The organism is Sphingomonas sp. Leaf32, from assembly GCF_001421765.1.
In the GTDB taxonomy this organism is placed as follows: domain Bacteria; phylum Pseudomonadota; class Alphaproteobacteria; order Sphingomonadales; family Sphingomonadaceae; genus Sphingomonas.
In genome coordinates, this window is the sequence record NZ_LMLA01000011.1 from 1 (window position 1) to 25,869 (window position 25,869).

Annotated in this window: 40 protein-coding genes and 1 tRNA gene; 10 read left to right on the forward strand and 31 right to left on the reverse strand. The window is 64.9% G+C overall.

All coding sequences use genetic code 11. The features are described 5' to 3' along the window. Positions 1 to 25: 25 nt before the first annotated feature. Positions 26 to 490, reverse strand: a complete 465-nt coding sequence (locus ASE83_RS18260) for a thermonuclease family protein (RefSeq protein WP_082462755.1) — start codon at positions 488 to 490, stop codon at positions 26 to 28. A 132-nt stretch (positions 491 to 622) separates the two neighbouring features. On the opposite strand from ASE83_RS18260, the gene ASE83_RS14845 reads away from it, so the two are divergent. Then, on the forward strand, positions 623 to 817 hold the full coding sequence (locus ASE83_RS14845) for a hypothetical protein (protein WP_055792426.1): 195 nt from the start codon (positions 623 to 625) through the stop codon (positions 815 to 817). A gap of 290 nt (positions 818 to 1,107) precedes the next feature. On the opposite strand, the gene ASE83_RS18265 is transcribed toward ASE83_RS14845, so the two are convergent. From ASE83_RS18265 to ASE83_RS14865, 4 genes are all read right to left on the reverse strand, one after another. Continuing rightward, entirely contained in the window at positions 1,108 to 1,746 is a 639-nt protein-coding gene (locus tag ASE83_RS18265; RefSeq protein ID WP_162236630.1) for a JAB domain-containing protein, read from the reverse strand. Beyond that, a complete protein-coding gene (locus tag ASE83_RS18980) occupies positions 1,632 to 2,090 on the reverse strand; it encodes a hypothetical protein (RefSeq protein WP_055791921.1) in 459 nt (152 codons plus the stop codon). Before ASE83_RS18980 ends, ASE83_RS18265 begins: the two co-directional genes overlap by 115 nt. Before the next feature lie 42 nt (positions 2,091 to 2,132). Beyond that, positions 2,133 to 2,483 (reverse strand): hypothetical protein, encoded by a 351-nt coding sequence (locus ASE83_RS18645; protein ID WP_156353229.1) that lies wholly within the window; start codon positions 2,481 to 2,483, stop codon positions 2,133 to 2,135. Positions 2,484 to 2,547: 64 nt separating this feature from the next. Continuing rightward, entirely contained in the window at positions 2,548 to 3,081 is a 534-nt protein-coding gene (locus tag ASE83_RS14865) for a sigma factor-like helix-turn-helix DNA-binding protein (protein WP_055791928.1), read from the reverse strand. A 184-nt stretch (positions 3,082 to 3,265) separates the two neighbouring features. Here ASE83_RS14865 and ASE83_RS14870 point away from each other — a divergent pair, with 184 nt between their 5' ends. The 4 genes from ASE83_RS14870 (at position 3,266) to ASE83_RS14880 (ending at position 5,261) form a co-directional block, all read left to right on the forward strand. Then, positions 3,266 to 3,469 carry a hypothetical protein gene (locus tag ASE83_RS14870; protein ID WP_055791930.1) on the forward strand — a complete coding sequence of 68 codons (204 nt, stop codon included), beginning with the start codon at positions 3,266 to 3,268 and terminating at the stop codon, positions 3,467 to 3,469. Positions 3,470 to 3,489: 20 nt separating this feature from the next. After that, positions 3,490 to 3,759, forward strand: a complete 270-nt coding sequence (locus ASE83_RS14875) for a hypothetical protein (RefSeq protein WP_156353231.1) — start codon at positions 3,490 to 3,492, stop codon at positions 3,757 to 3,759. Between the two features lie 145 nt (positions 3,760 to 3,904). Beyond that, positions 3,905 to 4,780 carry a hypothetical protein gene (locus ASE83_RS18650; RefSeq protein ID WP_156353233.1) on the forward strand — a complete coding sequence of 292 codons (876 nt, stop codon included), beginning with the start codon at positions 3,905 to 3,907 and terminating at the stop codon, positions 4,778 to 4,780. Between the two features lies 1 nt (position 4,781). Beyond that, complete coding sequence (locus ASE83_RS14880; protein ID WP_156353235.1) at positions 4,782 to 5,261, forward strand: hypothetical protein; 480 nt, start codon at positions 4,782 to 4,784, stop codon at positions 5,259 to 5,261. An 82-nt stretch (positions 5,262 to 5,343) separates the two neighbouring features. On the opposite strand, the gene ASE83_RS14885 is transcribed toward ASE83_RS14880, so the two are convergent. The 21 genes from ASE83_RS14885 to ASE83_RS14985 form a co-directional block, all read right to left on the reverse strand. Beyond that, positions 5,344 to 5,895, reverse strand: a complete 552-nt coding sequence (locus tag ASE83_RS14885; protein WP_055899685.1) for a hypothetical protein — start codon at positions 5,893 to 5,895, stop codon at positions 5,344 to 5,346. Positions 5,896 to 6,087: 192 nt separating this feature from the next. Beyond that, a complete protein-coding gene (locus ASE83_RS14890; RefSeq protein ID WP_055791942.1) occupies positions 6,088 to 6,390 on the reverse strand; it encodes a DUF5681 domain-containing protein in 303 nt (100 codons plus the stop codon). Between the two features lie 270 nt (positions 6,391 to 6,660). After that, entirely contained in the window at positions 6,661 to 7,125 is a 465-nt protein-coding gene (locus tag ASE83_RS14895) for a hypothetical protein (RefSeq protein WP_156353237.1), read from the reverse strand. After that, on the reverse strand, positions 7,118 to 8,689 hold the full coding sequence (locus ASE83_RS14900; protein ID WP_235513278.1) for a YfjI family protein: 1,572 nt from the start codon (positions 8,687 to 8,689) through the stop codon (positions 7,118 to 7,120). The genes ASE83_RS14895 and ASE83_RS14900 overlap by 8 nt, the downstream gene beginning before the upstream one ends. Continuing rightward, positions 8,686 to 9,666: a DUF7146 domain-containing protein gene (locus tag ASE83_RS14905; protein ID WP_082443407.1), complete on the reverse strand. Its 981-nt coding sequence runs from the start codon at positions 9,664 to 9,666 to the stop codon at positions 8,686 to 8,688. The genes ASE83_RS14900 and ASE83_RS14905 overlap by 4 nt, the downstream gene beginning before the upstream one ends. Then, positions 9,656 to 10,177 (reverse strand): hypothetical protein, encoded by a 522-nt coding sequence (locus ASE83_RS14910; RefSeq protein WP_055791945.1) that lies wholly within the window; start codon positions 10,175 to 10,177, stop codon positions 9,656 to 9,658. Before ASE83_RS14910 ends, ASE83_RS14905 begins: the two co-directional genes overlap by 11 nt. Then, positions 10,174 to 10,443 carry a hypothetical protein gene (locus ASE83_RS14915; RefSeq protein WP_055791948.1) on the reverse strand — a complete coding sequence of 90 codons (270 nt, stop codon included), beginning with the start codon at positions 10,441 to 10,443 and terminating at the stop codon, positions 10,174 to 10,176. The genes ASE83_RS14910 and ASE83_RS14915 overlap by 4 nt, the downstream gene beginning before the upstream one ends. Continuing rightward, positions 10,440 to 10,826 (reverse strand): hypothetical protein, encoded by a 387-nt coding sequence (locus ASE83_RS14920; RefSeq protein ID WP_156353239.1) that lies wholly within the window; start codon positions 10,824 to 10,826, stop codon positions 10,440 to 10,442. The genes ASE83_RS14915 and ASE83_RS14920 overlap by 4 nt, the downstream gene beginning before the upstream one ends. A gap of 59 nt (positions 10,827 to 10,885) precedes the next feature. Continuing rightward, the gene (locus ASE83_RS14925; RefSeq protein ID WP_235513279.1) at positions 10,886 to 11,077 is read right to left on the reverse strand and encodes a hypothetical protein; all 192 of its coding nucleotides are present in this window, start codon (positions 11,075 to 11,077) and stop codon (positions 10,886 to 10,888) included. Between the two features lie 203 nt (positions 11,078 to 11,280). Further along, positions 11,281 to 11,448 (reverse strand): helix-turn-helix domain-containing protein, encoded by a 168-nt coding sequence (locus ASE83_RS14930; RefSeq protein WP_055791957.1) that lies wholly within the window; start codon positions 11,446 to 11,448, stop codon positions 11,281 to 11,283. 129 nt (positions 11,449 to 11,577) lie between these two features. Continuing rightward, positions 11,578 to 12,801 (reverse strand): tyrosine-type recombinase/integrase, encoded by a 1,224-nt coding sequence (locus ASE83_RS14935; protein WP_055791961.1) that lies wholly within the window; start codon positions 12,799 to 12,801, stop codon positions 11,578 to 11,580. A gap of 163 nt (positions 12,802 to 12,964) precedes the next feature. After that, complete coding sequence (locus ASE83_RS14940; protein ID WP_055792435.1) at positions 12,965 to 13,243, reverse strand: hypothetical protein; 279 nt, start codon at positions 13,241 to 13,243, stop codon at positions 12,965 to 12,967. After that, positions 13,240 to 14,241 (reverse strand): chemotaxis protein CheB, encoded by a 1,002-nt coding sequence (locus ASE83_RS14945; protein ID WP_235513280.1) that lies wholly within the window; start codon positions 14,239 to 14,241, stop codon positions 13,240 to 13,242. The genes ASE83_RS14940 and ASE83_RS14945 overlap by 4 nt, the downstream gene beginning before the upstream one ends. 33 nt (positions 14,242 to 14,274) lie before the next feature. Continuing rightward, positions 14,275 to 14,712 carry a chemotaxis protein CheW gene (locus tag ASE83_RS14950; protein ID WP_055791964.1) on the reverse strand — a complete coding sequence of 146 codons (438 nt, stop codon included), beginning with the start codon at positions 14,710 to 14,712 and terminating at the stop codon, positions 14,275 to 14,277. Positions 14,713 to 14,738: 26 nt separating this feature from the next. Further along, the gene (locus ASE83_RS14955; RefSeq protein WP_055791966.1) at positions 14,739 to 15,101 is read right to left on the reverse strand and encodes a response regulator; all 363 of its coding nucleotides are present in this window, start codon (positions 15,099 to 15,101) and stop codon (positions 14,739 to 14,741) included. A 32-nt stretch (positions 15,102 to 15,133) separates the two neighbouring features. Further along, positions 15,134 to 15,682: a chemotaxis protein CheD gene (locus tag ASE83_RS14960; RefSeq protein WP_055791969.1), complete on the reverse strand. Its 549-nt coding sequence runs from the start codon at positions 15,680 to 15,682 to the stop codon at positions 15,134 to 15,136. Continuing rightward, a complete protein-coding gene (locus tag ASE83_RS14965) occupies positions 15,679 to 16,713 on the reverse strand; it encodes a protein-glutamate methylesterase/protein-glutamine glutaminase (protein ID WP_200921909.1) in 1,035 nt (344 codons plus the stop codon). Before ASE83_RS14965 ends, ASE83_RS14960 begins: the two co-directional genes overlap by 4 nt. After that, positions 16,710 to 17,573 (reverse strand): CheR family methyltransferase, encoded by an 864-nt coding sequence (locus ASE83_RS14970; RefSeq protein ID WP_055791972.1) that lies wholly within the window; start codon positions 17,571 to 17,573, stop codon positions 16,710 to 16,712. The genes ASE83_RS14965 and ASE83_RS14970 overlap by 4 nt, the downstream gene beginning before the upstream one ends. Beyond that, complete coding sequence (locus ASE83_RS14975; protein ID WP_055791974.1) at positions 17,570 to 19,732, reverse strand: chemotaxis protein CheA; 2,163 nt, start codon at positions 19,730 to 19,732, stop codon at positions 17,570 to 17,572. The genes ASE83_RS14970 and ASE83_RS14975 overlap by 4 nt, the downstream gene beginning before the upstream one ends. Before the next feature lie 15 nt (positions 19,733 to 19,747). Further along, positions 19,748 to 20,011: an STAS domain-containing protein gene (locus ASE83_RS14980; RefSeq protein WP_055791977.1), complete on the reverse strand. Its 264-nt coding sequence runs from the start codon at positions 20,009 to 20,011 to the stop codon at positions 19,748 to 19,750. Positions 20,012 to 20,052: 41 nt separating this feature from the next. Continuing rightward, positions 20,053 to 21,462 (reverse strand): methyl-accepting chemotaxis protein, encoded by a 1,410-nt coding sequence (locus ASE83_RS14985; protein ID WP_327196641.1) that lies wholly within the window; start codon positions 21,460 to 21,462, stop codon positions 20,053 to 20,055. A gap of 306 nt (positions 21,463 to 21,768) precedes the next feature. On the opposite strand from ASE83_RS14985, the gene ASE83_RS18655 reads away from it, so the two are divergent. Then, complete coding sequence (locus tag ASE83_RS18655; protein WP_156353243.1) at positions 21,769 to 21,921, forward strand: hypothetical protein; 153 nt, start codon at positions 21,769 to 21,771, stop codon at positions 21,919 to 21,921. Between the two features lie 32 nt (positions 21,922 to 21,953). Here ASE83_RS18655 and ASE83_RS14990 read toward each other — a convergent pair whose 3' ends face one another. The 5 genes from ASE83_RS14990 to ASE83_RS15005 all read right to left on the reverse strand — a co-directional run bounded on the left by ASE83_RS14990 (position 21,954) and on the right by ASE83_RS15005 (position 24,666). Next, positions 21,954 to 22,325 carry a PilZ domain-containing protein gene (locus ASE83_RS14990; protein ID WP_055791984.1) on the reverse strand — a complete coding sequence of 124 codons (372 nt, stop codon included), beginning with the start codon at positions 22,323 to 22,325 and terminating at the stop codon, positions 21,954 to 21,956. A gap of 63 nt (positions 22,326 to 22,388) precedes the next feature. Next, a tRNA-Leu gene (locus ASE83_RS14995) sits at positions 22,389 to 22,473 on the reverse strand. Between the two features lie 41 nt (positions 22,474 to 22,514). Further along, a complete protein-coding gene (locus ASE83_RS15000) occupies positions 22,515 to 22,907 on the reverse strand; it encodes a DUF805 domain-containing protein (RefSeq protein WP_055791988.1) in 393 nt (130 codons plus the stop codon). Between the two features lie 87 nt (positions 22,908 to 22,994). Beyond that, on the reverse strand, positions 22,995 to 23,075 hold the full coding sequence (locus tag ASE83_RS19125) for a DUF6980 family protein (protein WP_443024326.1): 81 nt from the start codon (positions 23,073 to 23,075) through the stop codon (positions 22,995 to 22,997). A gap of 85 nt (positions 23,076 to 23,160) precedes the next feature. Further along, the gene (locus tag ASE83_RS15005) at positions 23,161 to 24,666 is read right to left on the reverse strand and encodes a YifB family Mg chelatase-like AAA ATPase (RefSeq protein ID WP_055791991.1); all 1,506 of its coding nucleotides are present in this window, start codon (positions 24,664 to 24,666) and stop codon (positions 23,161 to 23,163) included. A gap of 111 nt (positions 24,667 to 24,777) precedes the next feature. Between ASE83_RS15005 and ASE83_RS15010 the strand changes: the two genes are divergently transcribed. From ASE83_RS15010 to yidD, 4 genes are all read left to right on the forward strand, one after another. Beyond that, on the forward strand, positions 24,778 to 25,023 hold the full coding sequence (locus ASE83_RS15010) for a hypothetical protein (protein WP_055791995.1): 246 nt from the start codon (positions 24,778 to 24,780) through the stop codon (positions 25,021 to 25,023). 109 nt (positions 25,024 to 25,132) lie between these two features. Continuing rightward, the gene (rpmH, locus tag ASE83_RS15015; RefSeq protein ID WP_055760361.1) at positions 25,133 to 25,267 is read left to right on the forward strand and encodes a 50S ribosomal protein L34; all 135 of its coding nucleotides are present in this window, start codon (positions 25,133 to 25,135) and stop codon (positions 25,265 to 25,267) included. 5 nt (positions 25,268 to 25,272) lie between these two features. Continuing rightward, a complete protein-coding gene (rnpA, locus tag ASE83_RS15020) occupies positions 25,273 to 25,608 on the forward strand; it encodes a ribonuclease P protein component (protein ID WP_055791998.1) in 336 nt (111 codons plus the stop codon). A 29-nt stretch (positions 25,609 to 25,637) separates the two neighbouring features. Continuing rightward, entirely contained in the window at positions 25,638 to 25,850 is a 213-nt protein-coding gene (gene yidD, locus ASE83_RS15025; RefSeq protein ID WP_055792442.1) for a membrane protein insertion efficiency factor YidD, read from the forward strand. Positions 25,851 to 25,869 lie beyond the last annotated feature (19 nt).

A 25,869-nucleotide genomic window follows, 5' to 3' on the forward strand; every position in this document is an offset into this window, starting at 1 on the left:
GTCGGGTTTAAACCTGACCGTTGCTTCACCCGCGCTCCTGCGCGACAACAACGTCGGGTTTAAACCTGACCGTTGCTTCACCCGCGCTCCTGCGCGACAACAACGGTCGGTCTCTGGTCGCAGCTGGATGAAAGGCGGGGGTCACGTCATCCGTTGCGATGAATGCGAACTGATCCCAGTCGGGGCGATAAATGGCGTGTCCACTTTGGATTTGCGCGCAAGACAGGTCGATCCCGTTAACCCGGACGCGGGCAAGAGTGCGATCGTAATGGTCCCTCCCAATGCGTTCGATCGTCGCTGGCCCTTTGGCACGTTCCGACAAGGCGTTTTTAGAAGCGACTGGATCGCCCGGTGCGCAGTTGCGCCCCTCTTGGCAGTGGCCTGGCATTTCTGGCGCGTCGATACCGAGCAGTCGGATGCGTTCAGAGCCGCAACGAAGAGTGTCGCCGTCTATGGCGATCAGGGCACATGTAAGGGCAACGATGGACATGCCGGGCTCGTGTCAGGCGGCGATGGAGAAACGCTTAACGGTGGCTCGTATACTTCGGGGCAAGCGGCTGGTTGAAGGAAAGGATCGCGAGAGCGTATGGTTCAGCGCCCATATGGGCTGTGGAGGGATACCATGCTGAAAACCGTATTGTTCGCGTTCTCGCTCGCCTCGATCGCTGCCGTTCCTGCATCCGCAGCGCCGTGCAAAGACGCCAAGGGGCGTTTCACGAAGTGCCCGCCGGCCGCCCCCGCCAAGCCGGTGAAGTGCAAGGACGCCAAGGGCAAGTTCGCGAAGTGTGGCACGCCAGGGGCCAAGCCGATCAAATGAGTTCAGAACGGTGCCGTCAGCGTGGCGGCACCGGCCTGTCGGACGCGAGATTTTAGTGAGTGACGATCAAGATCTCTGACAATGCCGCCGAATTGGATCAGGACCATACTAACGCATAGTTGCGCTTCGTTCGAGCGATAGCGACGTAGCGAGCATGAATACTCGTGAAATTTCGGACATCGTGTTTCGCTTGCGTGGCGAATTGGACCGTCTGGACGCGCTGGGTGAAAGCATGGCTGCAGCTCAGTTGTCGCTCGCCATCGAAACGCTAGCGCAAAACGAGAACCGGGTCAGGGACGCATCAAGCCCAAGGTGCGCAAACTGGATTGTCCCTGACGAGTGACAATTATGTGGTCATGCACGTCAATGTTCAGTTCCTTCGCTAAGGCCATAATCCGCCGGGTCATTCGAACGTCGGCGATGCTCGGCTCAGCGTTCCCACTTGGATGGTTGTGAGCAAGCACGATCGCAGCTGCTCCGCACAGCAAGGCCTTCGATAGCACTTCACGCGGAAAGACCTCGACGGAATCGTAGGTGCCGATGGCCAGCGTTTCGTCTGCAATCAGCTTATTCCCGGAGTCCATATAAAGAACCCGAAAATGCTCCGCCGTTGAGTGGCCGATCACGCAGCGCAGGTAGTCGGCCAACGTTTTCCAGTCGTGGATGGACTGACGGTCTGACACTCGCTCCTTCAATGCGGCGGTCATGAGAGCAGCGTGCGCCGCAATGGCTTTTGCTGCCCGCGCGCCGATGAATGTCGCCAAGCGCCAGGACGGCACGGAAAAAACGCCGCCAAGACTTCCGTAAGTTTCGATCAGGCGGGTTGCTGTGTGACCGCAGCCGACGACGGCTGCGAGCGCTGCAACCGCGTCCGCGTCTGGTGGCGATAGGTTGCCAGTAGCAGCACCAAGTGAATTGGATACGCCCACACTGCCGTCGCGAACCAATAGAGCCAGCCGGTGATCGAGTGGTCCACCAGCGGCAACACATGCCCTGCAACTTGCGTCAGGTGCAGCCCAGCCAGCCAAATCGGCCAATACCGGCGGCTGTGAACCGCAACCCACAGCAGGACGAAGAACAGAGCCGAATCGATGGCGAAGAGTGGCCAGGAAATGTCGGTGCCAGCCGATCCCGGCGCTTTCGCCGCAAACGCCGACGCCAAACCTGCGACCAGCAATGCGCCACCCGCCAGTCGAAGGTTTCGGTCGCCCCGGAGCAGCGCATAAATGCAGGAGCCGAAAAACAGCGTTACGAAGACAGCGAACCGGACCATTCTCCATCGCAAACACTACCCGGTCAGACTGTCAAGAAAGCGCTATGCGGCCTGCGGGACGGGCTGGATCGGCGTGAGGACCCGATCGGCATGAGCGCTCGGACAGGGCCACCAGTCGCCATGGGCTTGGGGCGAATAACCTTCGCGCTCTGCGAGCTTGCCCATCGCGCCATGAAAACGCAGCAGTTCGGCGCGCTGGTCGCTGATGCCGCCCAGCATCTGCAACAATCTGTCGATGTGCGGCTGGATGTCTGCCGCCGCCATGGTCTGTGGCCGAGTGTCGAGAACGGACGCCATGGTCGAAGCAGCTCGGGCAAGGGCATTATCGATCGCGCGCTCGGTTGCGAGGATGTTTACTGCCACGGTCGTGATTGCGTCGCGGAAGTCGGACATAGCTTCTCCTTCGCAGGAAGATGCCCCCTGCGTTACGGTCTTGGTGATGGTCGGATCAGGGCCTTTAGAAAGACTGCCAGAGCGTCTTGGAGGCCCGGAGGGCGAACGCGAGGTTCGCCAGGATCATTGGGGCGGCAATCGCAATTGCGACGATCCAGAACAGCCTCATGGATTTATTCAGGTCATTCTCAGCGCCTCCTTCCAGATCGAACGGCCATCGCTGCTGCCGGACTGAGGGCCAGGTACGCGAGAACGAGTCTCGCATTGGCTCTTGGGTCGGCAACGGATCGCTCGTCGTTGGTAGGGGCATTGGCTGGGAAAGGTCGGAGTTCGCTACCCCCTGTGATTGGCCCCCCGCGCTGGGGGGTGTCTGCCGGTCATACGCATCCAATATGGCAGCGCCCACCGAACGGCGGTTGGTGCCCAACCGAGCCAGTGCGTCCTTGATCCGGCTGGCCACGGCATGATCGCTGACGCCTAACCGATCTGCAATTTCCTTGGTCGTCAGGCGCTGCTGCACGAGCCGCATAGTTTCAAGCTGCACCGGCGTCAGCCGGGCGACCTTTGCAGCAACCAACGATTCGGGGCTTTCGTCCATTTCGGTTGGTTCAAACAGGTTTGGTTAACGCGCAAGGCCTTCGGAGAAGGTCGCGCCGATCTGTGCGTGACGTCCCAGTGACGAACAGAAAGATCGGGATTGGGCCCATTGCGAATCGTTCCCTATTCGTTCTACCTTGCAGCGCCCGCCAGCCGGGTGATTCGACATGATTAGGGAGCTTCCGATGCAGCACGATCTGCGTCTGCGTGCGGCTGCGCGCGCGATCTATGACGCCTGCTATCCGTCCGACGACTGGGCGCGGTTCGGGTTCGACGAGGCGGAGCGCTACGGCACCGTTGAGTACCGGCAGGCGGTCGACGCGGCGCAGCAGGCGCGGTGCGTTCTGGCTGCGCGTGGTGAGCAACTGACACTGGCGGTCCTGCTGTGAAGCGGAAGGGCGAACGTCCGTTGCCGGTGTATCTTGATACCTGGTCCGACACCCATCCAGTTGCCCGGGCAATCGCGACCGGCTCGTGGTGGTTCGACGCTTGGGTTGCGCAGAAGACGACGCCGCATCATGCGCTGTCGCGGCTGACCGGCATCCCTCAACGCCGGCTCGACACGATTGCGCGGAAGGACCGCGTGTCGCTGGCCGAATTGGACGCCCTTGCGCGGGCATGGTCGATCAGCGCAGCGGATTTGCGGGCGTCCGTGCCGCCAGAACTGGTGGTGCCTTGAGCGTCTAGTATGCGGGACCGAAAGAACGGTCACATCGCCTTTCTTCTACGGTCGAACGGGTACGAGTTGATGCCGCAGTAAACTGAATGTTGGTTTTGACTCTTTTCCAGATCGTTGCCTAAACCATGCGAAAGCAGGAGGGCGCATGGATAATATTGTTCGCGTACGATTCTTTCGGCCTGTGCCGATCGTAGCTGGCTCCGCGTCCCTAACGGTTGCCTTGCAAGAGGCCTTCGATCGTAGCTCTTCGGCAAGAGATCGCGAGATTGAAGTGTTTCCTGGAGTTGTCGTGAGAATCGAACGGCTCCGGCGCCGTGACGGCTTCACCGACGCAGAAATTGTTCGAGTGCAACGAGGTAACATCCCACCGGAAGCTCGCGACGACGGTCTAGTACCGCTGACGATCGGCGGCTTAGGTCACAGTACGGTCATCAGTTACAATGACGCGTTGGATGTTATGGCCGTTCAAGTGAATCATCAGATGCCTATTGGCCGAGCGATGGATTACCTAGCGAAGTCTAATCGAGCAAACGGCTATCGTGTTGATCCACTCGTCCAGCGCGATGCGTGGGAACGTTACAATCGCGGTCGCCCGCGTAAGCTACGCCTAGTTATTGCGAATCCTGAGAATTTGCCTGCCGTAGAGGGTCAAGTCGGAGCACTTTCGGACATGAGTCGCCGTCTTGCGGAAATGGCAGACGCCCCGATGATCACGATGGAAATAGGCATGGGGAGCCGCGGCGGATCGCTTTCCAAGAACTTTATTGATGGTGTTCTGCAGTTCTTTACGAACGGTGAAGGCCGAGAGCATGATGTGCGGCAGATGAGGGTAACTACAACCTCCGATGAAGGTGGCGGTGGAGCGATAGACTTCCTTGACGATGTACTTCAAAGCAAAACAACATTGGATTTGCCACCAACTGACACTGAAGCGCACTTTGAACGGCGCAGATCATATGTAGGCGCTTGCTTCGAGGAGCATATCGAGTACATTAGGGAGGTCTACGGACGGCGGGAGTAGCATGGACGCCAAGGCAGCCTTCGAACGAAGCTATCCCTATCTAATTGGGATAGCTGCTGCGTTTTGCACCTGGAAGTTTGCTGCTGCGCCTGTGGCATCGAGCGCTACGAGCGGCGTGGATGCGCGGCAAATCGCATCGGCGGCGCTTAACGTATTCGGGCTTCTGACCGGCCTTCTTTTCTCAGTTTACCTCCTCGCCATTGCACCTGGTGGAGGGTTCCTCGAACGTATCTTTCAAACCGGCACGTTCGCGATCTTCAGGCGGTACGTCATTGAGGCAATGCTACTCGGGTCGGCGGCTACGGGGGCGGTTGTTCCCCTCATGGCAACCACGGTCGACCCCAAGTATTTTGTGTGGGGGGCTGCGTACCTCGCAGGCACCTTCTTTTTCGGCGTCGCAGCGCTGTCCGCCTTCTTCCGTGTAGCCCACATATTCCTGTTGTTGATGCGAGGTTCGTCGCGCCGGAATAGAGGCCGCTAGGATACATAGCGCGTCGGAAACACCGGCCCCCGAGCCTTCATCGCTGGAGCGTCATAAGGGCCATTGCGCGGTCCCCACAAAATCACCTGTCGGGCTTGTCATCACCCGGCTGGCCGCGCTGTTGCCCAATCCCGAACGCTCGCGGCCATGTGACGTTGACGAGGTGGTCCAGTGCATCTGCGACGGCGATAACCTCTCTGGGTAGCGGCCCATCCGCCATGTACGCGCAGATGCCTTGCGCAAGCTCTCCGACTTCAACGTGGACGTCGACTTCCGCATCGATGGCGCGATAGGCATCGATAAGCTTAGTCAGCCAGCCCTCGACCTCTTCCAGGGTGTCGCCATGGGCAACCGAGTTTCGAAGATCGTTGAACCTGCGCAGCACTAGATGCAGGTTGTCGCCTGCTTCCGGCTCGCCCCGCCATGCCGCTGCCAGTACATCGATCTTATTGGCGAACCCCAGATTTTTCCGCAGCTTCTCCGGGCGGGGCAGCAGGCCGGACAGAACAACGTCTATCTCGCGCTCCAGCGCCGCATGGTAAGTCAATATGACCGCAGAGCGCTGGTCAATCGTGGCCTCAGCTTCGGCCAAGCGATGGATGCCTGCGAACCCGTCATAGTCGACCTTAGCCACAGCCCGCCTCGCCACTTCGTTTTCAGTGATCGGGTTAACGCCGCCGGACCAATATTGCCATCAGTGTTCAGCCGCAAATCCTGCACCCCATGCGACCTCGCGACGATTCGACCCGCCGCCTTATACCTATCGCGCACGCCCGCGCGTACTGGTCTCGAAACCGCCTTACGCTGGCGCGTACTGCTGCGCGTCTTACCGTTCGGGCGGCTCGGGGAGCGCGTCCAGCGCATCCGACAGCGTGAGATGCCCTTGCACGTCCAATTCCTTCGGCAAAAGCGACGCGATCACGCGGACATAATCGCCCGGCTTCTCTTCCCGCATTTTCTGGATCGCCGCGACACCGTGCGCCGTGAAGTCATCGCGCAGCGCAGTCACGAAGTCCTCACCGAGTTTCGAGCGCGCGCCCTTAGGACGGCCTAGCGGATTACCCGACTGGCCGGGCTTCCATGCACCCTGCAAGTTGCCCTGTTTTTCCGGTGTATTATCAGCGATCATAGCCGCCCTCCTTTAGCAGAATCCCGGTTACGCGGCCAGCATCGCGGCGGTTGTTCGATCGGGTGGCCGCCATAGGCGAGAAGCGTCCGGCAGACCTATTGTCCCCTAACGCCCCTATTGTCCGGCCCCCTCTCTCGCCCCCTCCCCGCCTCCACGCAGGTAAATAGATAGATAGATACCTTTTTTGGGTTACGCCGCGCGAAGGGAGGGCCAGAGAGAAAGAAACGCCGCACGGACAATAGGGACAATAGCCCCCAATAGGCTGGGCGGTCATCGCCCGAACTGCCACAGCAGCACCGGCGGCGCGCTGGCATCGCGACCATGCCCCCAGCCGCCACGCTCGAAACACGCCATGCCGCCGCGATCCCGAACCATGGCGCGGCTCGCGTCCAGAACGAGGATCGTTCGCCCCTCCAACCACACGGCCAGTCCGGCAAAGTCGAGGCTGTCACGCTTCCCGATCCCGAACACGTCATAGGCGTTCCAGCCAAGCGCCAGTGCCTTTCCGGCCCACCCATCGACCGCCAGCGCGTGCGCGTCATCGACCACCCGCGCCCATGCCGCCGCGTCGCCCCGGAAACGGGCCGTAGGCGCGCGCTGTAGCCGTTCCAGCCCTGTGGCCAAGTCCGGCGGAAGATCGCTATAGCGGCGCGGCTGAGGCGGCGGTGGAGTCGGTGCGGGACCGGCCCCTTGCGGATCGAGCAGCGAAGCCGCGACCTCGCGCCAACTAGGCATTGCCGACACCATAGACGGCCGGGTTTACGAGAAAGTCCTTTCTGGCTCGCCCGATCGTCCCGCCCGCTCGCGATGGCGCGGAGCGCAGCCAGTCCGCTTCAATCAGCAACTCGATTGCCGCTTCCACATCCGCCGCCTTTTCCGCCTTCGACAACTTCCCGGTTTTCAGCAGGTCGCGCGCGTTGATCCGCTCCCAACGATTCTTGACGATCAGTTTCGCAAGCTGCGCCGCGTTTCGCTGATCGATCGGCAGCGCCGCATCGCCGAACACCCGCAGCGCGGACGGCTTGGCGTAGCTGTCGACAAACTCCAGCACCGTTACCAGCGTCGTCGCCTTGATGCAGTCCGGCTCCCGCCCGCCGCGCTTCGCCCACGCCAGCAGTTCCGCAACCAGTGCCAGGCGCAACACCATGCCCCGCAGCTTGCCGAGGAACCCCTTATACAGTCCCGCCGCTTCCCCGATTGCATCGTCGTTGTCGCGAATCCACGCTTCAAAGATCGTGCCCGCCTCCGGGGACAGCATCAGCACGTCGGGAACGATCGCGCCGCCTTCCTCCCTTTGCGCGCTCAGGTCGCCCAACGTCCGGTAGATCGTGTCGAGCAACCCCAGATCGGCGATATTGCGCGGTCGCTGATACCGGCGCGGTTCCGGCCACGCCCACAGGAAGCGGGCAACCAGCCCGTCATCGGCTGTAGCCAGCAGGCAGTCGGACAGCTTCTCCGGCTGGATACCGCCCAACACCGTAACACCGTTGAACGGCACCGACACCGCGCCAGCCTTGTTGCTCTTGCGGTCGACGGTGAAGTGCCGGCCGCCATACGCCTCAAGCCAAAATTCCCGTCCGCCCGGCGAGTAGCGTTCGAAACTCATCAGCCAGCCGGCCAACTCGTCGCGGAGATGCAGGACGCCGTTCGGGTTGCCGGACAATATCTCGATGACCGCTTCCGGGGTGCCGTCCTGCACCATCATGCGCGGGCGGTGCGGCGGTTCCGGTTCGTCGGCAGCTTCGGGCATGGCTGGCGTCGCCTCACCCATCTTCGTGGCCTCTTTGACCTGCGCTTGCCATTGCGCCCGCTCAGCCTTCGCGCGTTCGGCCTTCGTCTGCCAATAGATCATCTGTTGCTTGTGTTCTTCGGCGCGGTCCTTCTCGATACCGCGCAACGGTCCCGTTGCCGCATCGATCGCGGGCGACTTGTTCGAAGACGGATCACCGACCGGCGCGACCCACAACACGCACGGTTCCTGCCATTGCGGCGCGGACTCGAACGGCTGCACCCGGCGCTTGGCCCCGATCAGCGACGCGGCGGTGGCGATGACGCCAAGGGCGACATAATCGACCGGAGCGCCGGCCCCTTCCGCCAAATCGCTGACCAGCGACCACATATCTCCGAACATGGCGGTTGGCATCGTTGGGGCGGGGAACCGCTTTTCCGACACCATCGACATATCGGGTTCAGCCCATTCCGCGTCCGTCGCCCGGCCGCTATACCGGCCTTCGAACGGATCGGCCTCGAACGGCTGCGCAGCGTCCATCCACGCCTGCATATCGGTGGCGGGGTTCATGCGCTCGCCCCCTTCCGCTGCGCCTGTTCCCACTCGTTCCAATCCTTGAACGGCTGGGGCGGCGGCAGGACACGGACAGCGAGGCCGCGCGCGGTGTACGCCTCACCAGCCGCGTTTGCAGCGATGCGGCCGGCCTCGTCATTGTCCGCCCCGATCACGACCGAGCGAACAACGTCGGGGAACGTCATGGCGGGCAGCATCGACGTACCGGCCCCGACCCACACCGACCGGCCAAGCCCCTGTGCTAAGGACAGTCCATCCTCGGCTCCTTCGGTTACGACGATGCTTGCAGCCGCCGGACCCAGCCGGATCGCACCGGTACGGACGTTGCCAAGGCTGTATTTCACCTTGGGCTTGCGGTCCTGTTCGGTCGCAACCACCGCCGCCTTGCGCCCGTCGTCAGTGAGATAGGTTCGCTGGATCGCGACGAGCGCCCCATCTGGCCCCGTCACCGCCGCGACCAGTGCGGGCAGCGGCTTCGGGCCATTCGCCGCCAACAGGCCGTTGCCGGGGATAGTGGGCGGTGCCAGCCGTGCGAACCGCAGGCAGTCCGGTAGATCCATGCTGATACCCCGATTGCGCAGGTAGAGCGCAGCCGGGGTGCCGGCGATCGGCTGGGTTCCGTTCCAGATGCGCGCGACCAGCTTCGACCAGTCCTTGCGCGGCTGGGCGGGTTCGGGCGGTGCGATCGGCCCCAGCGCGCCACCGTCGAGCGCGCGAATGGCGTCAACGACCGAACCGCCATAGGCGCGGCGCATGAAGTCCAGCACATCGCCCTCAGCGTTGCAGCCGTAGCAGACGAACCGGCGTTCGTTCGCATAGACATAGAAGCTGGGCGTTCCGTCGTCGTGGAACGGGCAGCAGGCTTTCCACTCGTTGCCGGCGCGTACCAGCTTCACTCCGGCCTTGCGGGCGATGGACGATACCGAGAAGTCATTGCGGATGCGGTCGATGGCCGCGCGCAGTTCAGTATTCATGATGCGGCCTCCCATCCAGAATGTCGCCCAAGCTGGACCGGCTGGGGGTGTAGCTGTTGCGGAATGCGCGCTGCTCGCCTGGTGACAGGAACCGGGCTTCCTCGCCTTTCGGCTCGATCAGCACTGGCAAACCTGACTGGCGGAAGATGCGATGTGCTTCGGCCAGAGCGCCAGCGTAGGAGCGGAGATCTTCGGAGGGCGGCGTGAACGGAGGACGCTTGCCGGACCGGACAGCGAACGTCCGCACCACGACAGCCCATTCCGTCCGGCTTTCCTGCCGGATGACAAGGGCGCGGCGGCGCACCCGGTCGGGGAAGGCTACCAGCACCGTTGTTCCTTCAAGGTTCGCACAGGCGAGGCCCCAGCCGCCAGCCGATGCGGCCAACAGCCCGGCGCTAAGCGCACTGGCGTAATTCACGACAGGGGCAGGCGCGTCATCGGGCGTCAGGCAATGCCATTGCCCATGCGCGACCTGCTCCACGATGACGAAGGCGCGGGGATCGGGTGTCATTCCACACCCCCGCGCCCGTTGATGGCGTCCCCAGCCGCTACACCGGCTTCGCGTTCCAGCGTTGCCATGCGAGCAAGGAACGTCCCGACGCCAGCCAAGGTCGATAGGTCGCCAACCGACAGCACCGGGCGGCGATCGGCCATAAGCTGCGCCACCTGTTCGGCAAGCAACTGCCATATGCCCGACACGTCCCAGCCTTCGGGAATGTCCACCGTCTGCATCAAGGCGAGGTAGCTGGCGGCTTCCGGGGAAAGGTCCCGGGTCATGCCTCACCCCCTTCCGCGTGCGGCTGGGGCACGACATGCGCGCTGCCCGGCACCTCGAACCCTTCATTGGCCGCGCGATCCCAATCGGCGCGGCGCGCGTCCCGCATCCGCTTCTCTCCGAAAGCACGAGTGCCGCCGGCCTGCGCCTCCATGCGATCAAGAACGGTCGCCCGCCAGACGATCGCACGCGAGCCGGACTCGTTGAACCGGCGTTCGCCCGTGTCGCGGATCATGCCCATCTTCAAAAGTTCGGTGTGGCGAGGTTGCAGCGAATACCGGCGCATACCGGCGATCTTGCAAACCTCGTCGACAGTCAGCCCCTTGGGGTGTTCGAACAGAATGCCATGGACGATTGCGCGCAGGCGGTTCGACAGCGGGGCCATCGTTTCCGCAGCCTCGCGGCTGGTGTCGACGCCGCGATGATTGCTTTCAGTCGGATACATCATGCGTCGCTCCCGTCATCGAGAGGGGGCAGGCCGGCGCGTTCCAGCAGCTTGGCGAGCCATCCGGCTTGCTTCTCCGAAAGCGGGGTCGCGCTAACGGCAATCTGGCCAAGAAACTGGCCGGATCGGTGATTTAGCGTGTCCGCATGGTGGGTCAGCAGGGCGAGCGCCGCTTCACGAACGGTCGTCATTGCACCGCCCCCCATGCAAGGGACGCGACCAGATCGGCGCGCATTTTCGACAGTCCCAGCGAGGCGAGACGTTGCCTGCGATAGACGGCGGTGGTATTCTCATTTTTGTCGCCGCCAAGCTGACAAATGATCGGATGCCGCTCGGTGCCAGCCGGGCGGCATTCTCGTTTAGGGGCGGCCCCCTGGACGTTTGCCATGAGCGATCACGCAGCCTGTTCCACGAGGGCGCGGATGCTGGCTGTTTTCACGAGCGTCCGGCGACCGATCTTCACGGTCTGCAGCCGGCCTTCGCCGATCAGTTCATAGATTTTGGTTGCGCCGAGACCCAGTGCCTTTTTGGCATCGGCAACTGTGACGGTGATGGGTTCCATTTCGCGGTCTCCCATTCGAAACCGCGACTTCGCGGTTCTTCGTGACCGCTCGCTATTATTCACACAGAATCAGCGCTGGGAACGGGACATTAAATCACCTGAGCATTTTTCTGGCAGGACGTACCTCGGTCAATCACGACAAAGCCCCAGAAACTCACCCCACCCGCCCAAAAGCTTTCGCCGCATTTCGACGAACGTCGTCCGCTTATATGCCCGCACGACCTTGTCCGATACGATGTGCGCCAAGGCTGCCTCGGCAACCGGATCGGGTATCTCCGGCATCTTCTCGGCAGCCCAGTCGCGGAACGAACTGCGGAAGCCATGCGCGTCGAACGGCTGCCCCGCAGTCCGCAGCACTTTGTTCATCGTCATGTCGGATAGCATCCCGCCTCTCTGCCCGGGGAACACCAACTGGTCAGGCTTCGGGGTCGCGTCGCCCTTCGTCTGCTTGAGCAGTGCAACCGCCGCATCATTGAGCGTAACGGTGTGCGAAGAAGCGTCGTTACCCTTCATCAGTGACGCGGGCCGATTCCACTCGCGCATATCAAGATCGATCTGACCCCAGCGTGCGCCGCGGACTTCGCCAGGCCGCGCTGCAGTGTAAATCTGAAACAGCAACGCCGAACGACCGGTCGTCGACGGCTGGGCGACCAAGCCAGCAACGAACGCCGGCACGTCGGCGTACGGCATCGCGAGATAGTTTCCTCCCTTCGGCTGGCGCGGCAGTCCGACGGTTACCGATCGGCCCGGTGCCTCGGTTGCGCGCCACCCCTTGCCGTGCGCGAAGTTAAGCACCGTCCCGATCCGCTGGCGCACCTTCCGCGCCATATCGACCTTGGTGGTCCAGATCGGAGCCAACGCGCTCGATATATCAGCGGCAGTGACTGCATCGACACGAATATCGCCAATCGCCTTGAAGGTGTGGGTCTCGAGCGAATTGATGAATGTGGCCGCCCCCTTCTCGGACCAGCCCTCTTTCAGTGCCAGATGGGCAGCCTTCGCCGCATCACGGAACTTAGGGATCTTCAACCTTTCGCGGTCACGCTCTGCTACCGGATCGAGGCCAGATTTGGCGGCAACCCGGAGCATCGCCGCCTTGTCGCGCGCCTCAGCTAGCGTGAGTATCTTCCGCTGCAAGATCGGGATGATAATTGGGGACGCCTCCCCCTTCCCTGCTGCCCGCGACGAAACGTCGACCGTACCGAGGCCAATGTCGCGCCGCTTCCCTTCGACCTGCACCCGCAGCAGCCAAGTCTTGGCACCAGTCGGTTTAACGAACAGGTATAGCCCGTCGCCATCGGCGTGCCGGCCGGGCTTCGCGTTCTTCACTGTCAGGGCAGTAAGCTTCGCCAAATCACTCCCCTATCCGTTCCCTCACTTTGACGCGGCTGGGCGCGAACGTCAACGAACAATGACGGAACATACGTTCCGTAACTGTTTCGATCTAGGAGTAGAAAACGAACGGGGGCGAACGACAGCGAATAGTTAGTTAGAAGCCTGCACGGGGCACCAGCGATCAGTTAAGACTCGCGCGCAGCCGCCCCGCGACATCCTCCAGCGTCACGCCGGCCAGCTGGTCCTGCCCCTCGCCCGCGCGCAATACCGTCGCGATGTTCAGCATGATCTGCGTCACATGATCGATCGACTGCAGGCCGGTCAGGTGGCGGCGCAACGTCGTCTCGTCGCTGCCCAGTTCGAAGGCGAGGTCGCCGAGCAGGCGCGAGGCCCGCTCCAGCTCGCCGGCCAGCGCCTCGCCCAGCGCGGGCGAGGCGGGGGGAAACGCGACCCCGCTCATTTCGAGCACAGTTTCAGCACGCCGGCGGCCAGCGCGTCGGATGCCACCGGCTGGGTCACCATGCCTCGCGACAGCGTATGCCCGCCGCCGCTTTCCGCCGGGGCGAAGACGTAGCCGCCCGCACCCAGCATCGCCTTCAACCCGCCGCCGCCATCTTCGCTGCCGTCGATCATCAACAGGCCCGCCGCGTTCGATCCCGCCGCCTTGGCGGTAGCGGCGAACAGCAGCGAGATCGACGGACGCTCGCCCGCCACCGGATCGCGCGCCAGCAGGCGCAGCTTGCCCGAGGGCCACGCATCGATCACCAGATGGTGATCGCCCTGCGGCGCGAAATAGATCGTGCCCTGTTCGATCGCCATGCCATCCTGCGCGACCACGACCTTCGGCGCGACCTGCGACCCCAGCTTTTCGACCATGCCGTTCACAAGCCCCGGACCCAGATGCTGGACGACGATCGTCGGCGGGCAGTTGGCCGGAAATTGTCCGAACAGCCCGAACATGGACGCGGTGCTCGACGCATCGCCGCCGACCACCAGCAGGCGGCCGTTCCAGTCGATCGGCCGCGCCGCCGATGCCACCTTCGGCACCTTGACCGGCGCATTGCGCGCCGACTTGATGCGCTTGCCCAGCTTGGCGATGATCGCGTTCAGTTCGGCCGGGGCCGCCACGCGCGGCTTGGGCAGGCAGTCGATCGCGCCCAGCCGCAGCGCCTCGATCGTCTCGCCTGCGCCATCGGTGGTGCGGGTCGAGAACATGATGACCGGCATCGGCTTGGTATCCATGATCTCGGCCAGATATTCGATGCCGCTCATTCCCGGCATCTCGACGTCGAGCGTCATGACGTGCGGCTTGAGCGACGCGACCATCGAGCGGGCCTCGGCGGCGCCATCGGCCAGTCCTACGACCTCCACACCCGGAATCCGTTCCAGCGCCCCGGAAATGAGCGCCCGCATGGTCAGCGAGTCGTCGACGACCAAGACCTTCGTGCTAGCAGCCATGATGTGATTGTCCCAAAAAGATTACGCGGTACGTCAGGCGGCCTCGGCGACCGGTTGATCGACCAGTCGGTCGAGCGCCAGCACAAGGATCATGCGGTTGTCGATCGTCGCCAACCCTTCGAGGAAGCGCGACGCTTCGGTGTCGCCGATATCGGGCACCGGCTGCATCGCGTCGGGGTGGATCGACACGATGTCGTTCACCGCATCGACGATGATGCCCTGCAGCTGTTCGCCGATCCGCACGACGATGATGACGTGGCGAGCCGACGGGTCGGTCACGCCCCAGTTCAGCCGATGGCGCAGGTCGAACACCGGCAGCACGACGCCGCGCAGGTTCACCACGCCGCGAACATAGGGCGGCACGTTGGGCAGCGGCGTCGCCGGCGACCATGCGCGGATCTCGCGGATCGCCATGATGTCGACGCCCAGTATCTGGTCGCCCAGCTGAAAGGTGATAAGTTGGCGGGACATGAGAGTTTCCTTGATCGCGCTTGGGGTCAGTGCAGGACGCGCCGGATCGCGGCGGCCAGCTTTTCGGGATGGAACGGCTTCACGATCCATCCGGTAGCACCGGCATCGCGCGCGCGCTGCTTTTTTTCGTCCGAACTCTCGGTGGTTAGCACGAGGATCGGCAGGCTGCGACGCCCCTGCCCGCGCACTTCGGTGATCAGGCCGAACCCGTCCATGCGCGGCATGTTGATGTCGGTTATCAGCAGATCCGGCTGGAACCCGTCCAGCTTTTCCAGCGCATGGACGCCGTCCTCGGCCTCCACGACGCTGTATCCCAGATCGGTCAGCGCGACCCGCAGCAACATCCGCATACTGGGCGAATCATCCACGGTCATGATCGTCTTGGCCACGATTAGAGGCTCCCTCGGTGCAAATTCGGTCATCAGAAAAACTCCACGTCGCCGACGGCGGCGGGCGGTGGCGGCGGTGCGCGCACGACGATCGGCGGCGGTGCCGTATCGACGACCGAGCGGCATCGCGCCAACCCGACCGCCGCGCGAAACTCAACCCGGCGGGCCTGGGTCCCGCCCACATCCTCGCCGACCAGCGCGATGCGTTCGTCGCGCAGGAAGTTGCGGGCAAAGGCGATGTTCGCGCCGCCGATGTCGCGGAACCCGGCACGCATAGTGGCACCACCGAAGATGCGCGCGCGCATCCGCGACCGCGCGGCACCGCGCGCCAGCATCGCGTTGATGAGGACTTCCATCGCATAGACGCCGTAGCGCTGCATCGATGCGGGGTCCGATGCGGTGCCGTCCGCCAGCAGATAATGGTTGATCCCGCCGATCTGCGCGATGGGGTCGTAGAAACAGGCCGCCACGCAGCTGCCGAGCACGGTGGTCAGCACGACGTCGCGTTCGTTGCTAACCTGCGTCTCTCCCTGCGCGACGGTCACCCGCCGCAAGCCGTCCCGGGCGGCCAGCGCGCTCATGCGGCACATTCCGCCAGCAGCCGCGCCGCGATCCGGCGCAGCGGCAGCTGTTCGGAAACCGCGCCGATCTGATGCGCGATCGCAGGCATCCCGTAGACGACGCTGGTCGCCTTGTCCTGGCCGAAGGTCATCGATCCGCAGCCGCGCATCGCCTTCATCCCCTCCGCCCCGTCGCAGCCCATGCCGGTCAGGATCGCGGCGGTCGCATCGCGTCCGGCCAGCCGCGCGACCGAATGGAACAGCCGGTCGACCGACGGGCGATGGCCGTTGACCTTGTCGCCTTCGACCAGGCGGCAGTGGCGACGATCGCCCGATCCGCCGATCTCCATGTGCCGTTCGCCGCCGGGCGCCAGATAGACCTTGCCCACCGCCAGCGGTGCCCCGGCGCGCGCTTCCTCGACGCTTGGCGCGCACAGCCGGTTGAGCCGCGCCGCGAAGCTGGGAGTGAAGGTCGCCGGCATATGCTGGACGATGACGGTCGGCGGACAGTTCGCCGGAAAGCCCGAAAGCAGTTCGATCAGCGCCTCGACGCCGCCGGTCGACGCGCCGATCGCGATCATCGCGCCGGGACGCGGGGTATAGCTTGCCCGTTCCTGCACTGGCGCGGCGCGAACCTGTGTCGTGCGCGCGGCGGGGCGCGACGTGGCGGCGGCGCGGACCAGTTCGGTCAGCTCCGAGGTACAGGCCGCATCGGTGCCCGCCATCAGCCGCGTCTTGTCGAAACAGTCGAAGGCACCACGCTCCAGCGCGGTCAGGCTGGCCTCCGCCCCTTGCGCGGTCAGCGTCGACAGCATCACCACCGGTGTCGGGCGCAGCCGCATCAACCGTTCGAGGAAGTCGAGGCCGCTCATCCCCGGCATCTCGACGTCCAGCGTCACGACATCGGGGTCCAGCGCCTTGATCTGCGCGCGCGCCTCATCGGCGCTGGCGGCGGTGCCGACGACCTCGATCCCCGGATCGGCGAGCAGCCGACGCCGGATGATCGCCTGCATCGCCATCGAATCATCGACGATGAGAGTACGGACGCTCACGCGGCAATCTTCTGATAGGCGGTGCGGCCGATGCAGCGGAACTTGTCCTGTACCGCGCCGATCAACCGCTCCGAATGACCGATATAGAGCATTCCCCCGACCTCCAATCGCTCGCCGAGCCGCGCCAGCAGGCGTTCCTTCGTCGGCTCGTCGAAATAGATCATGACATTGCGACAAAAGATCGTGTCGAACCGCCCCTTGATCGGCCAGTCGCCGAGCAGGTTCAGCGGACGAAACGCGATCGCGTCGCGCAGAACCGGATCGACGACCAGTTGGTCCCCCTCCCCCCGGGTCCAGACGGAACGCAGCGACGCGGGTACAGTCCGCATCGTTTCCTTCGAATACCGGCCCTCGCGCGCCGTGGTCAGCACGCTGGGCGACACATCGGTCGCCAGCATCCTAAGGTCGGTCTTCAGAAGTCGTTGTGCGCCGGGGCGGTCGGTACCGAACATCGCCATCAGCCACGAATAGGGTTCTTCCCCGCTCGAACACGCCGCCGACCACAGCCGCACCCGGCCGCCCTTCGCCAGCCGGTCGGCCAGCGGCGGCCAGATCCGCTCGACGAAATCCTCGAAATGATGGTTTTCGCGAAAGAAGCTGGTGTGGTTCGTCGTCAGCGCGTCGATCGCCCGGCCGCGCTCCTCGGCATCGCGGCCGATATGGGTCACATATTCGGCGAAGCTGCCGAAGCCGCACGCCCGCACGCGCGGGGCGATACGGCCATAGACCAATTGCGCCTTGCCGTCGGGCAGCAGGATGCCGACCTCGTCATACACCAGCGCCGCGATGGCGCGGTGGTCGCCGGCGTTGAACACGAATTCACGCGCGCGGCTGTCGTCGAGGGCGGCGGCCCGGTTCATGCGGCCAGCGCCGACGAAGCGCGGTTGCCGAAACGGCCGCGGGTGGTCAGCGCATCGACATCGGCGATCAGCGCGACGCGCCCGTCGCCCAGGATCGTCGCCCCGGCGACGCCGTCGATCGCCTGGTAGTTCGCCTCCAGACTCTTCACCACGACCTGCCGCTGGTCCTGGATCGTGTCGACCAGCAGCGCAGCCTGTCCATGGTCTCCCTCGACCACGATCAGCACGGCATTGGTCGGGTTACGTTCCGCGCCTTCGATGCCGAGATAGTCGGCGATCCGCAGCACGGGCACATAGGACCCGCGCACGTCGAGCAGCGTGCCGTCCGGTCCCAGCCGGCTGAGCGTGTCGTCGTCGGGCCGCAGGCTCTCGACGATATGGCCGAGCGGGATGACGAAGGTCTGCGCGCCGACGGTCACGATCATGCCGTCGAGCACCGCCAGCGTCAGCGGCAGGCTGAGCGAGAAGCTCGACCCGAAGCCTTCGCGCGACTGGATGCCGATGCGGCCGCCCAGCGCCTGTATATTCTTGCGCACCACGTCCATGCCGACGCCGCGCCCGGAAACGTTGGTGATTGCCGCCGCGGTCGAGAAGCCGGGGGCAAAGATCAGATTGTCGATCTCCTCGTCGCTCAACACCGCATCGGGCAGGATGATGCCCTTCTCGATCGCCTTGGCCTTCACCCGTGCGCGGTTGATCCCCTGTCCGTCGTCGGACACGGTTATGACAATTCGCCCCGACTGATGCGCGGCGGCGAGGCGCACGACGCCTTCCGCCGGCTTGCCAGCCGCAACGCGCACATCGGGCATTTCCAGGCCGTGGTCGACGGCGTTGCGGATCAGGTGGGTCAGCGGTTCACCGATGCGTTCGACCACGGTCTTGTCGACCTCGGTCATCTCGCCATCCACTTCCAAGCGGACGCGCTTGCCGGTTTCACCCTCCAGTTCGCGGACGATGCGCGGCACGCGGCTGAACACCGTCTTCATCGGCTGCGCACGGATCGCCATCGTCGATTCCTGCAACTCGCGCGTCAGATGCTCGAGGTCGCTCAGCTCGGAAATGCCGCCCATCTGGTTTTCGGCAAGACGCTGCGCCAGCATCGCCTGTGTAATCACGAGTTCACCGACCAGGTTGACCAGCCGGTCGAGCTTGTCCAGGTCGACGCGGATCGTCTGCGCGGCGGGTGCCACGGGCGTTGTCGGTGCCGCCGTGCGCGGCGCGGCCGGTTCGGCGGCGACCGGTGCCGGAGCGAGTGCGGGTGCGGCCGGTGGAGGCGGCGGCGGTGCGGCGATTTCCGGCTCGGCGACGACCGCCACCGGCGCGCTTTCCATCGAATCGAGCAGGTCGAACAGCGCGTCGACGCTGTCTTCGGTCATCGCCGGTTCGGCATCGCCGCGCGACAGCGTGATCGCGGTCGGATCGCCGAATTCGAACACCGCGCGAATATCGTCCTCGGCGACGCTGGCCGGCAGCGCGACGTCCCACGCCAGATAGCCGCATTCGGGGTCCATCGTGTCGATCGGGGGCAGCGCGGCCCGGTCGCAGGCGGTGACCTTGCCGCCCAGCATCGTCAGTTCGCGCAGCAGCAGCAGCGGTTCGGACCCATGTTCGAACGCCTTCGGCCCCGGCGTATAGCGCAGGCGCCAGCCATTGGCGGCATCCGCCCCGTCCTCCGACTGGGCGACGTCACCCAGCATCGACATCAGGTCGTCGAAATCGTCCGAAATCGCCACAGCCGGCGCAGCCTCGGCAACAGGTGCCGCTACAGCCTTGGACGCACCACCGCCGCCCGCCGCCACGACCAGCCGCTCCAGCATGGCCGCATCGGCCGGCGGCGTGTCGCTATCGCGTGCCGCCGCGACATGGTCGGCCAGCACGTCGAACGCGCCGACCACCACGTCGAGCAGCGCGGGCGTCAGCTCCAGTGTGCCATTGCGGATCAGGTCGAGCAGCGTTTCATATTGATGGGTATAGGCCTGCAACCGTTCGTGACCGAACGCACCCGCCCCGCCCTTGATCGAATGGACGCAGCGGAAGACGCCGTTGATCGTTTCCGAATCGCGGTCGCCATCGCGCAGCAACGCGAAGTTTCCTTCCATCGCGGCGAGGCCTTCCTCACACTCCTGGAAGAAGATCTGCTGGATTGCGTCGAGGTCCATGGGGTTCGCTCCCGATCAGGCGGCGATGAGGGTGTCGAGGGCCGCCAGCGTCGCCATGTCGGCGAACACCGGGCTCGCACCGACGATTCGGAATTCCTGGCCGGCTTCCTCCGCCGCGACCTCGGCGGCGGCCAGCACCTGCAGGCAGGCCTGACCGATCCGCTCCACGCCCGATGCGTCGAGCAGGACCGGGCGACCGGTGCCGATCACGTCACGCAGCGTTTGGCGCAGCGGAGCGGCGGCGGGGGTGTCGAGTACGGCAGGAAGGGCGATGGTCATGGGAAGTTCCCGGGATAGGAGGTCGCTGGCGTGGCTTCAGATCAGAATTCGGTCCAGTCATCGTCCGCAACGGCGGCGGCACCTCCGCTTGGCGCGGCCTTGCGGCGCGGCGCCGACGGCGGAGTCATGTCACGGCTGACCTGCGCGACGCGCGCCTGCAGGCGGTGCACGGCGCTCTGGGTCGGCGCATGGCGGACGGGGGCGACGCTTGCCCCGGCATAGTCTCCGGCGCCCAGCGTGAAGCGGCTTACCTGTCGCGCCAGTTCCTGTGCCTCTTCGGCCAGGCTGCGGGCGGCGGCGGTGGCCTGTTCGACCATGGCGGCGTTCTGCTGGGTCACGCCGTCCATTTCGTTGACGGCGGTGTTGACCTGTTGCAGCCCGGTCGCCTGCTGATCGGCGGAGGTGGCAATGGTGCCGACCAGATTGCTGATCTCGCCGATCCGGCCGATGATCCGTTGCAGCGACTTGCCGGTCTCACTGACCAGTTCGACGCCGGTCGCGACCTGTTCGGACGATGCGTTGATCTTGGCCTTCACATCCTTGGCGGCGTCTGCCGACCGCTGTGCCAGCGCGCGCACTTCGGACGCGACGACGGCAAAGCCCTTGCCCGCATCGCCCGCGCGGGCGGCCTCGACACCGGCGTTCAGCGCCAGCAGGTTCGTCTGGAATGCGATGCCGTCGATGACGGTGATGATGTCGCCGATTTCGGCCGAGGCGCGTTCGATGCCATTCATCGCTTCGACCGCGCGGCGCACGACGTCGCCCGACTGTTCGGCTTCGTCACGAGTGTCGTTGACGACGTTGTGGGTCTTGGCCGCACCGGCAGCGGTTTCACGCACGGTGCCGGTGATCTGGTCCATCGCGGCGGCTGTTTCCTCCAGGCTCGCGGCCTGTTGTTCGGTCCGCTGCGACAGGTCGTCCGATGCCTGGCGAATGTCGTTCGCGCCGTTGTTGATGCCGTCGGTCGCCTGGCGTACCGCCGACAGCACTTCCGACACCGCGTCCATCGCCGCGTTGAAATCGGCGCGCAGCCGTTCGTAATCGGCCGGGAACGCATCGGAAATGCGGTAGCTGACATCGCTGGCGGCAAGGCGCGACAGCCCCTCCCCCAACCGGCCGACGACCTGCTGCTGGCTGCGTGCCGCGTCCTTCACCGACTGCCCGTTTGCCTGGAACACCTGCATCGCACGGGCCATGCGACCGATGCAGTCCTGATATTCGGTATGTTCGATCGAACGCGACAGGTCGCCTGCGGCGATCGCCTCCATCCCCACCACCGAACTGACATAGGGGTCGCAGACCGCGCTACGGAACGCGACCGCCAGCACGGCCGTCATGGCCAACGCGGCCAGCGCGAAGCCGATCAACAGGGACGCCGACGCCAGACCGTACAGCGCCGCGACGGTGGTCGCGACGGGAACGGCCGTGACGAGCGTATAGGTGGCCCCCATGACGACGAACTTCGTCCGGATAGGGGCGGTTTTGCGAAACCAACGCATCATTAGGCTGCTCCAACGATCACCGCAGCGCCCCCCTGGGTGCCCAGCTCTCCGTCGGTCCGTGGTAGCGAGGTTCGTATAATTACTGGTTAACGACCCGAGGATCGTTGCGCGCCGTCCACCGGCCACCGTTAGATAATCTTGAATGCTGGACAATATCGCTGTTTTCCAAAATAGTATCCGATATCCCGATTTGACGGCGCTAGACAAAATAGTTTTGTTACCAGCACCAGATATTCTGGGACATGCCAGCGCCTGATGCCCACCGCATGGCATCCGCTGGCCCGGGCGATGCCGCCCGGCGAGCTGGGCGCGGTGCTAGGCGGGCTGCACGCCAATATCGCCGCCACCGTCGCACGCCTGCCGACGCACCAGGAGTTCCTCGACCGCTATTGCCGCAGCAGGGACTGACCGTAGCGTAACGCCACGCGCCAGATGGCGGGTCAGTCGTCCCCGCGCCGATAGGGGCTGTGCATATTCGATAGCCATCCGGCCAGATGCCGCGGCGCCGGTGGGACCGCCCCACGCGGGCGTCGCGCCGCCGCGACGTCGACCTGCGCGTGGTCGAACAACAGTCCGGCCCGGCCGTCCTGCGCCCAGCGGACCCGTCCTTCGAGGTGGTGGAGCGTACCCATCGTCACCAGCACCCGCCCGTCGCACGGCAGGTGGACCGGATCGTCGATACAGGCCCCCGATTCGGACAGGTTGCGCACCCGGCATTCGACGACAAGGTCGCTGGATTCGACACGCGCCTTCAGGAAGACGCTGTCCCGGCGCGGGCGCGAGGGGAACGGATCGGCGGGCGAATCGCTCATGCGCGCGATGCTATCGGGTCGATCGCTAAAGCGCGGTTAACGCGCCGGGCGACTCGCGGAAATTGGTGCCCCTGGCCGGGCTCGAACCAGCACTCCTTGCGGAATCCGATTTTGAGTCGGACGCGTCTACCAATTTCACCACAGGGGCACGGGGTGCGCGTTAGCCGAAGCTTCGCGCCCCCGCAACCGTCACGAGAACACGCGGTCGATGTCCTCGCTGCCATAGGGGTCCTTGGGATCGGGACCGAACCGGTTCGGCCCACGCGTGCCTTCTGACACATACAACACGAACAGCCAGATCCAGCCGATGATCGGCAGGAAGACCAGCAGCATCCACCATGCCGACCGGTCGGTGTCGTGCAGCCGCCGGAACGCAACGGTGAAACTGGGGATCAGCAGCGCAAGGCTGGTCAGGGCGTTCAGCGGACCGCTGCCTTCCCATCCGAAGCCCAGCACATTGTCGACGATCGTCGTGGCGATCCCGATCAGAAAGCTGAACAACGTGAACATCCAATATTCCTGACGGCGCGACCGGCCGCGCACCTCGAAATACCGCTTCAGCGGCAGGATCATCCATTCCATTTCGACACTTCCCCTCGTTACCGTATCGTAATGTTTCGCAATACAGAGCGAGGAACGCAATCCGTCAATCGGCCGGCGCCTAGCCGATCAGTCCATTGCCGGCAGCCGCGTCCCGCACCATGGGCAACAGGCGATGCCGATCATCGACGACCCGCCGTCGTGGATCATCAACCCGTACCCGCTATTCGCGCCGGGGCAGTCCGATTGACGTCGTGCATCTGCTCGCAGCAATATCCCGCCAACGCCCGCTCCTTCAATTGACCGGCGGCCGCCGCCGATAGCTGAGCGCCTCCGCCACCTGTGCCCGCCCGATCGTCTCGGTTCCCGCTAGGTCAGCAATCGTCCGGCTGACACGCAGCACCCGGTGGAAGCCGCGCGCCGACAACCGCATCGCCTCCGCCGCCTGCGCCAGCAGCGCGCGCGCCGGCGCGTCGAGCGCCGCCGCCCGCTCCAGCACCGCGCCATCCGCCTCGGCATTGGTCCGGATGCCATCGGCGGCATAGCGTTCGCGCTGGACGCCCCGCGCCGCCGCCACCCGCGCAGCGACCTCCGCCGATCCTTCGGCGGGCGGCGGCAGCACGAGGTCGGCTGCGCTCACCGCCGCCATTTCGATCGATAGGTCGATGCGGTCCAGCAGCGGTCCCGACACCTTCGCCTGATAATCGGCGGCACAGCGCGGCGCGCGGGCGCAGGCCAGCGCCGGATCGCCCAGATGGCCGCAGCGACACGGATTCATCGCCGCGATCAACTGCACCCGTGCCGGAAAGGTCACATGCGCATTGGCCCGCGCCACGCTGACCTCGCCGGTCTCCAGCGGTTGCCGGAGCGAATCGAGCACCGCACGCTGGAATTCAGGCAGCTCGTCGAGGAACAGCACGCCCAGATGCGCCATGCTGATCTCGCCCGGCTTCACCCGCAGCCCGCCGCCGGTCAGCGCCGCCATCGATGCCGAATGATGGGGCGAACGGAACGGGCGCACCCGCGTCATCCGCCCGCCGGTCAGCGTGCCGGCAACCGACTGCACCATCGACACCTCCAGCGCCTCGGCCGGGTCGAGCGGCGGAAGGATACCCGGCAGGCACGATGCGAGCAGCGACTTGCCCGCCCCCGGCGGCCCGACCATCAGCAGATTGTGGTTTCCAGCGGCGGCGATCTCCAGCGCGCGCTTGGCGGTCTCCTGCCCCTTTACTTGGCGCAGGTCGGTGCCGCTCCACCCCTCCTCCGCGCCGCCCGGCTGCGGCATCGACAGGAGCTGTTCGCCCTTCAGATGGTTGAGCAGCGACAGCAGGTCGGGCGCGGCCACCACCGACGTCCCCGCCCAGGCGGCCTCCGCCCCTTGGCTCCCCGGACAGATCAGCGCCCGCCCCTCGCCGCTCGCCAGCATCGCGGCCAGCAGCACGCCCGGCGACCCAGCGATTCGCCCGTCGAGGCTCAGTTCGCCGACGACCAGATATTCGCCAATCGTTTCCGCATCGACCACCCCCATCGCCGCCAGCAGCCCGAGCGCGATCGGCAGGTCGTAATGCGATCCTTCCTTGGGCAGGTCGGCGGGCGACAGGTTGACCGTGATCCGCTTGGGCGGCAGCGACAGGCCGATGGCGGCGATCGCGGCGCGCACCCGCTCACGGCTTTCGCCTACCGCCTTGTCGGCCAAACCCACCACGACGAAGGCCGGCACGCCGCTGGCCAGTTGCACCTGCACCTCGACCCGCCGCGCCTCCAGCCCGAGATACGCCGCCGTCGATACGATCGCGACCATGCTGCCCCTGTCCCCCGTTTCGTGATGCCGTCCATAGCCGCTTTCCGCCCGCAGGGAACGGTCCGTCGCGACCGTCTTGCCAGCGCAATACACGGCTGGCATGGCGGCAGGATGCAGATTGCGCTGGTGATCGTCGGGTTGATGCTGCTCCTGGTAACGCCGCTGGTCGCGGTGTTGCCGGGTCCGGCCGGTATCTTCACCTTCGCGGCCGGCACCGCGTTGATCCTGCGCAATTCGCGCTGGGCGCGGCATCGCTTCGCCCGGCTGCTGCGGCGGCATCCGCGACTGCGCGCGCTGTCCGACCGGGCGCTGCGCCGGGCCAGCGCCAGGCGGCGGCGGATGCGCGCCGGGGCGTGACGGTCGGCGTTGACTTGCCCCCCCTCCATGGCTAAGGGACCACCCACGCGGCCGCCGTCACTGGCGGCTTTTTACGTTCTGGCAGTTTTGAATACCCGGGGAATGAGTGATGAAGCGGACTTTTCAGCCGAGCAACCTGGTACGGGCCCGTCGTCACGGCTTCCGCTCGCGCATGGCGACGCCGGGCGGCCGCAATGTGATCCGCGCGCGTCGCTCGCGCGGTCGCAAGAAGCTGTCGGCCTAAGGAAAATGCTTCGCCGCCGGGATTATCTGGCGGCGAATGGCGGACGCCGGGCGCCCATGCCCGGCTTCGTCCTGCTGGTGCGCACGCGCAAGGCGGACGAACTGGCCGATACGCCGCCCCAGGCGATGCGAATCGGCATTACCGTATCGAAAAAGGTCGGGAACGCCGTCGTCCGTAACCGGATGAAGCGGCGTTTTCGCGCGCTTGCCGCAGAGCTGCTGCCCGAACAGGGCATATCCGGTGCCGATCATGTCCTGATCGGTCGGGCGAGCGGGATCGAGCGCCCGTTCGACGACCTGAAGGCCGATCTGGCCAAGGCGCTGCGCAAGGTCCGCCGGTGAACGACACCGGCGACACCCCCCGTCCGGGCATCGCTGCCCGCGCGCTGATGCTGGTCGCGCGGGGCTGGCAATTGGGTCCGTCGCTGATCCTGCCGCCCTCCTGTCGCTATCAACCCTCCTGTTCGGCCTATGCAATCACCGCCCTTGCCCGCTATGGCGCGATCAAGGGGGCGTGGCTGGCCGCCAAACGGATCGCGCGCTGTCACCCATGGGGTGGGCACGGCCACGATCCGGTGCCCTGAGTCTGCGCCGTAAGGATTT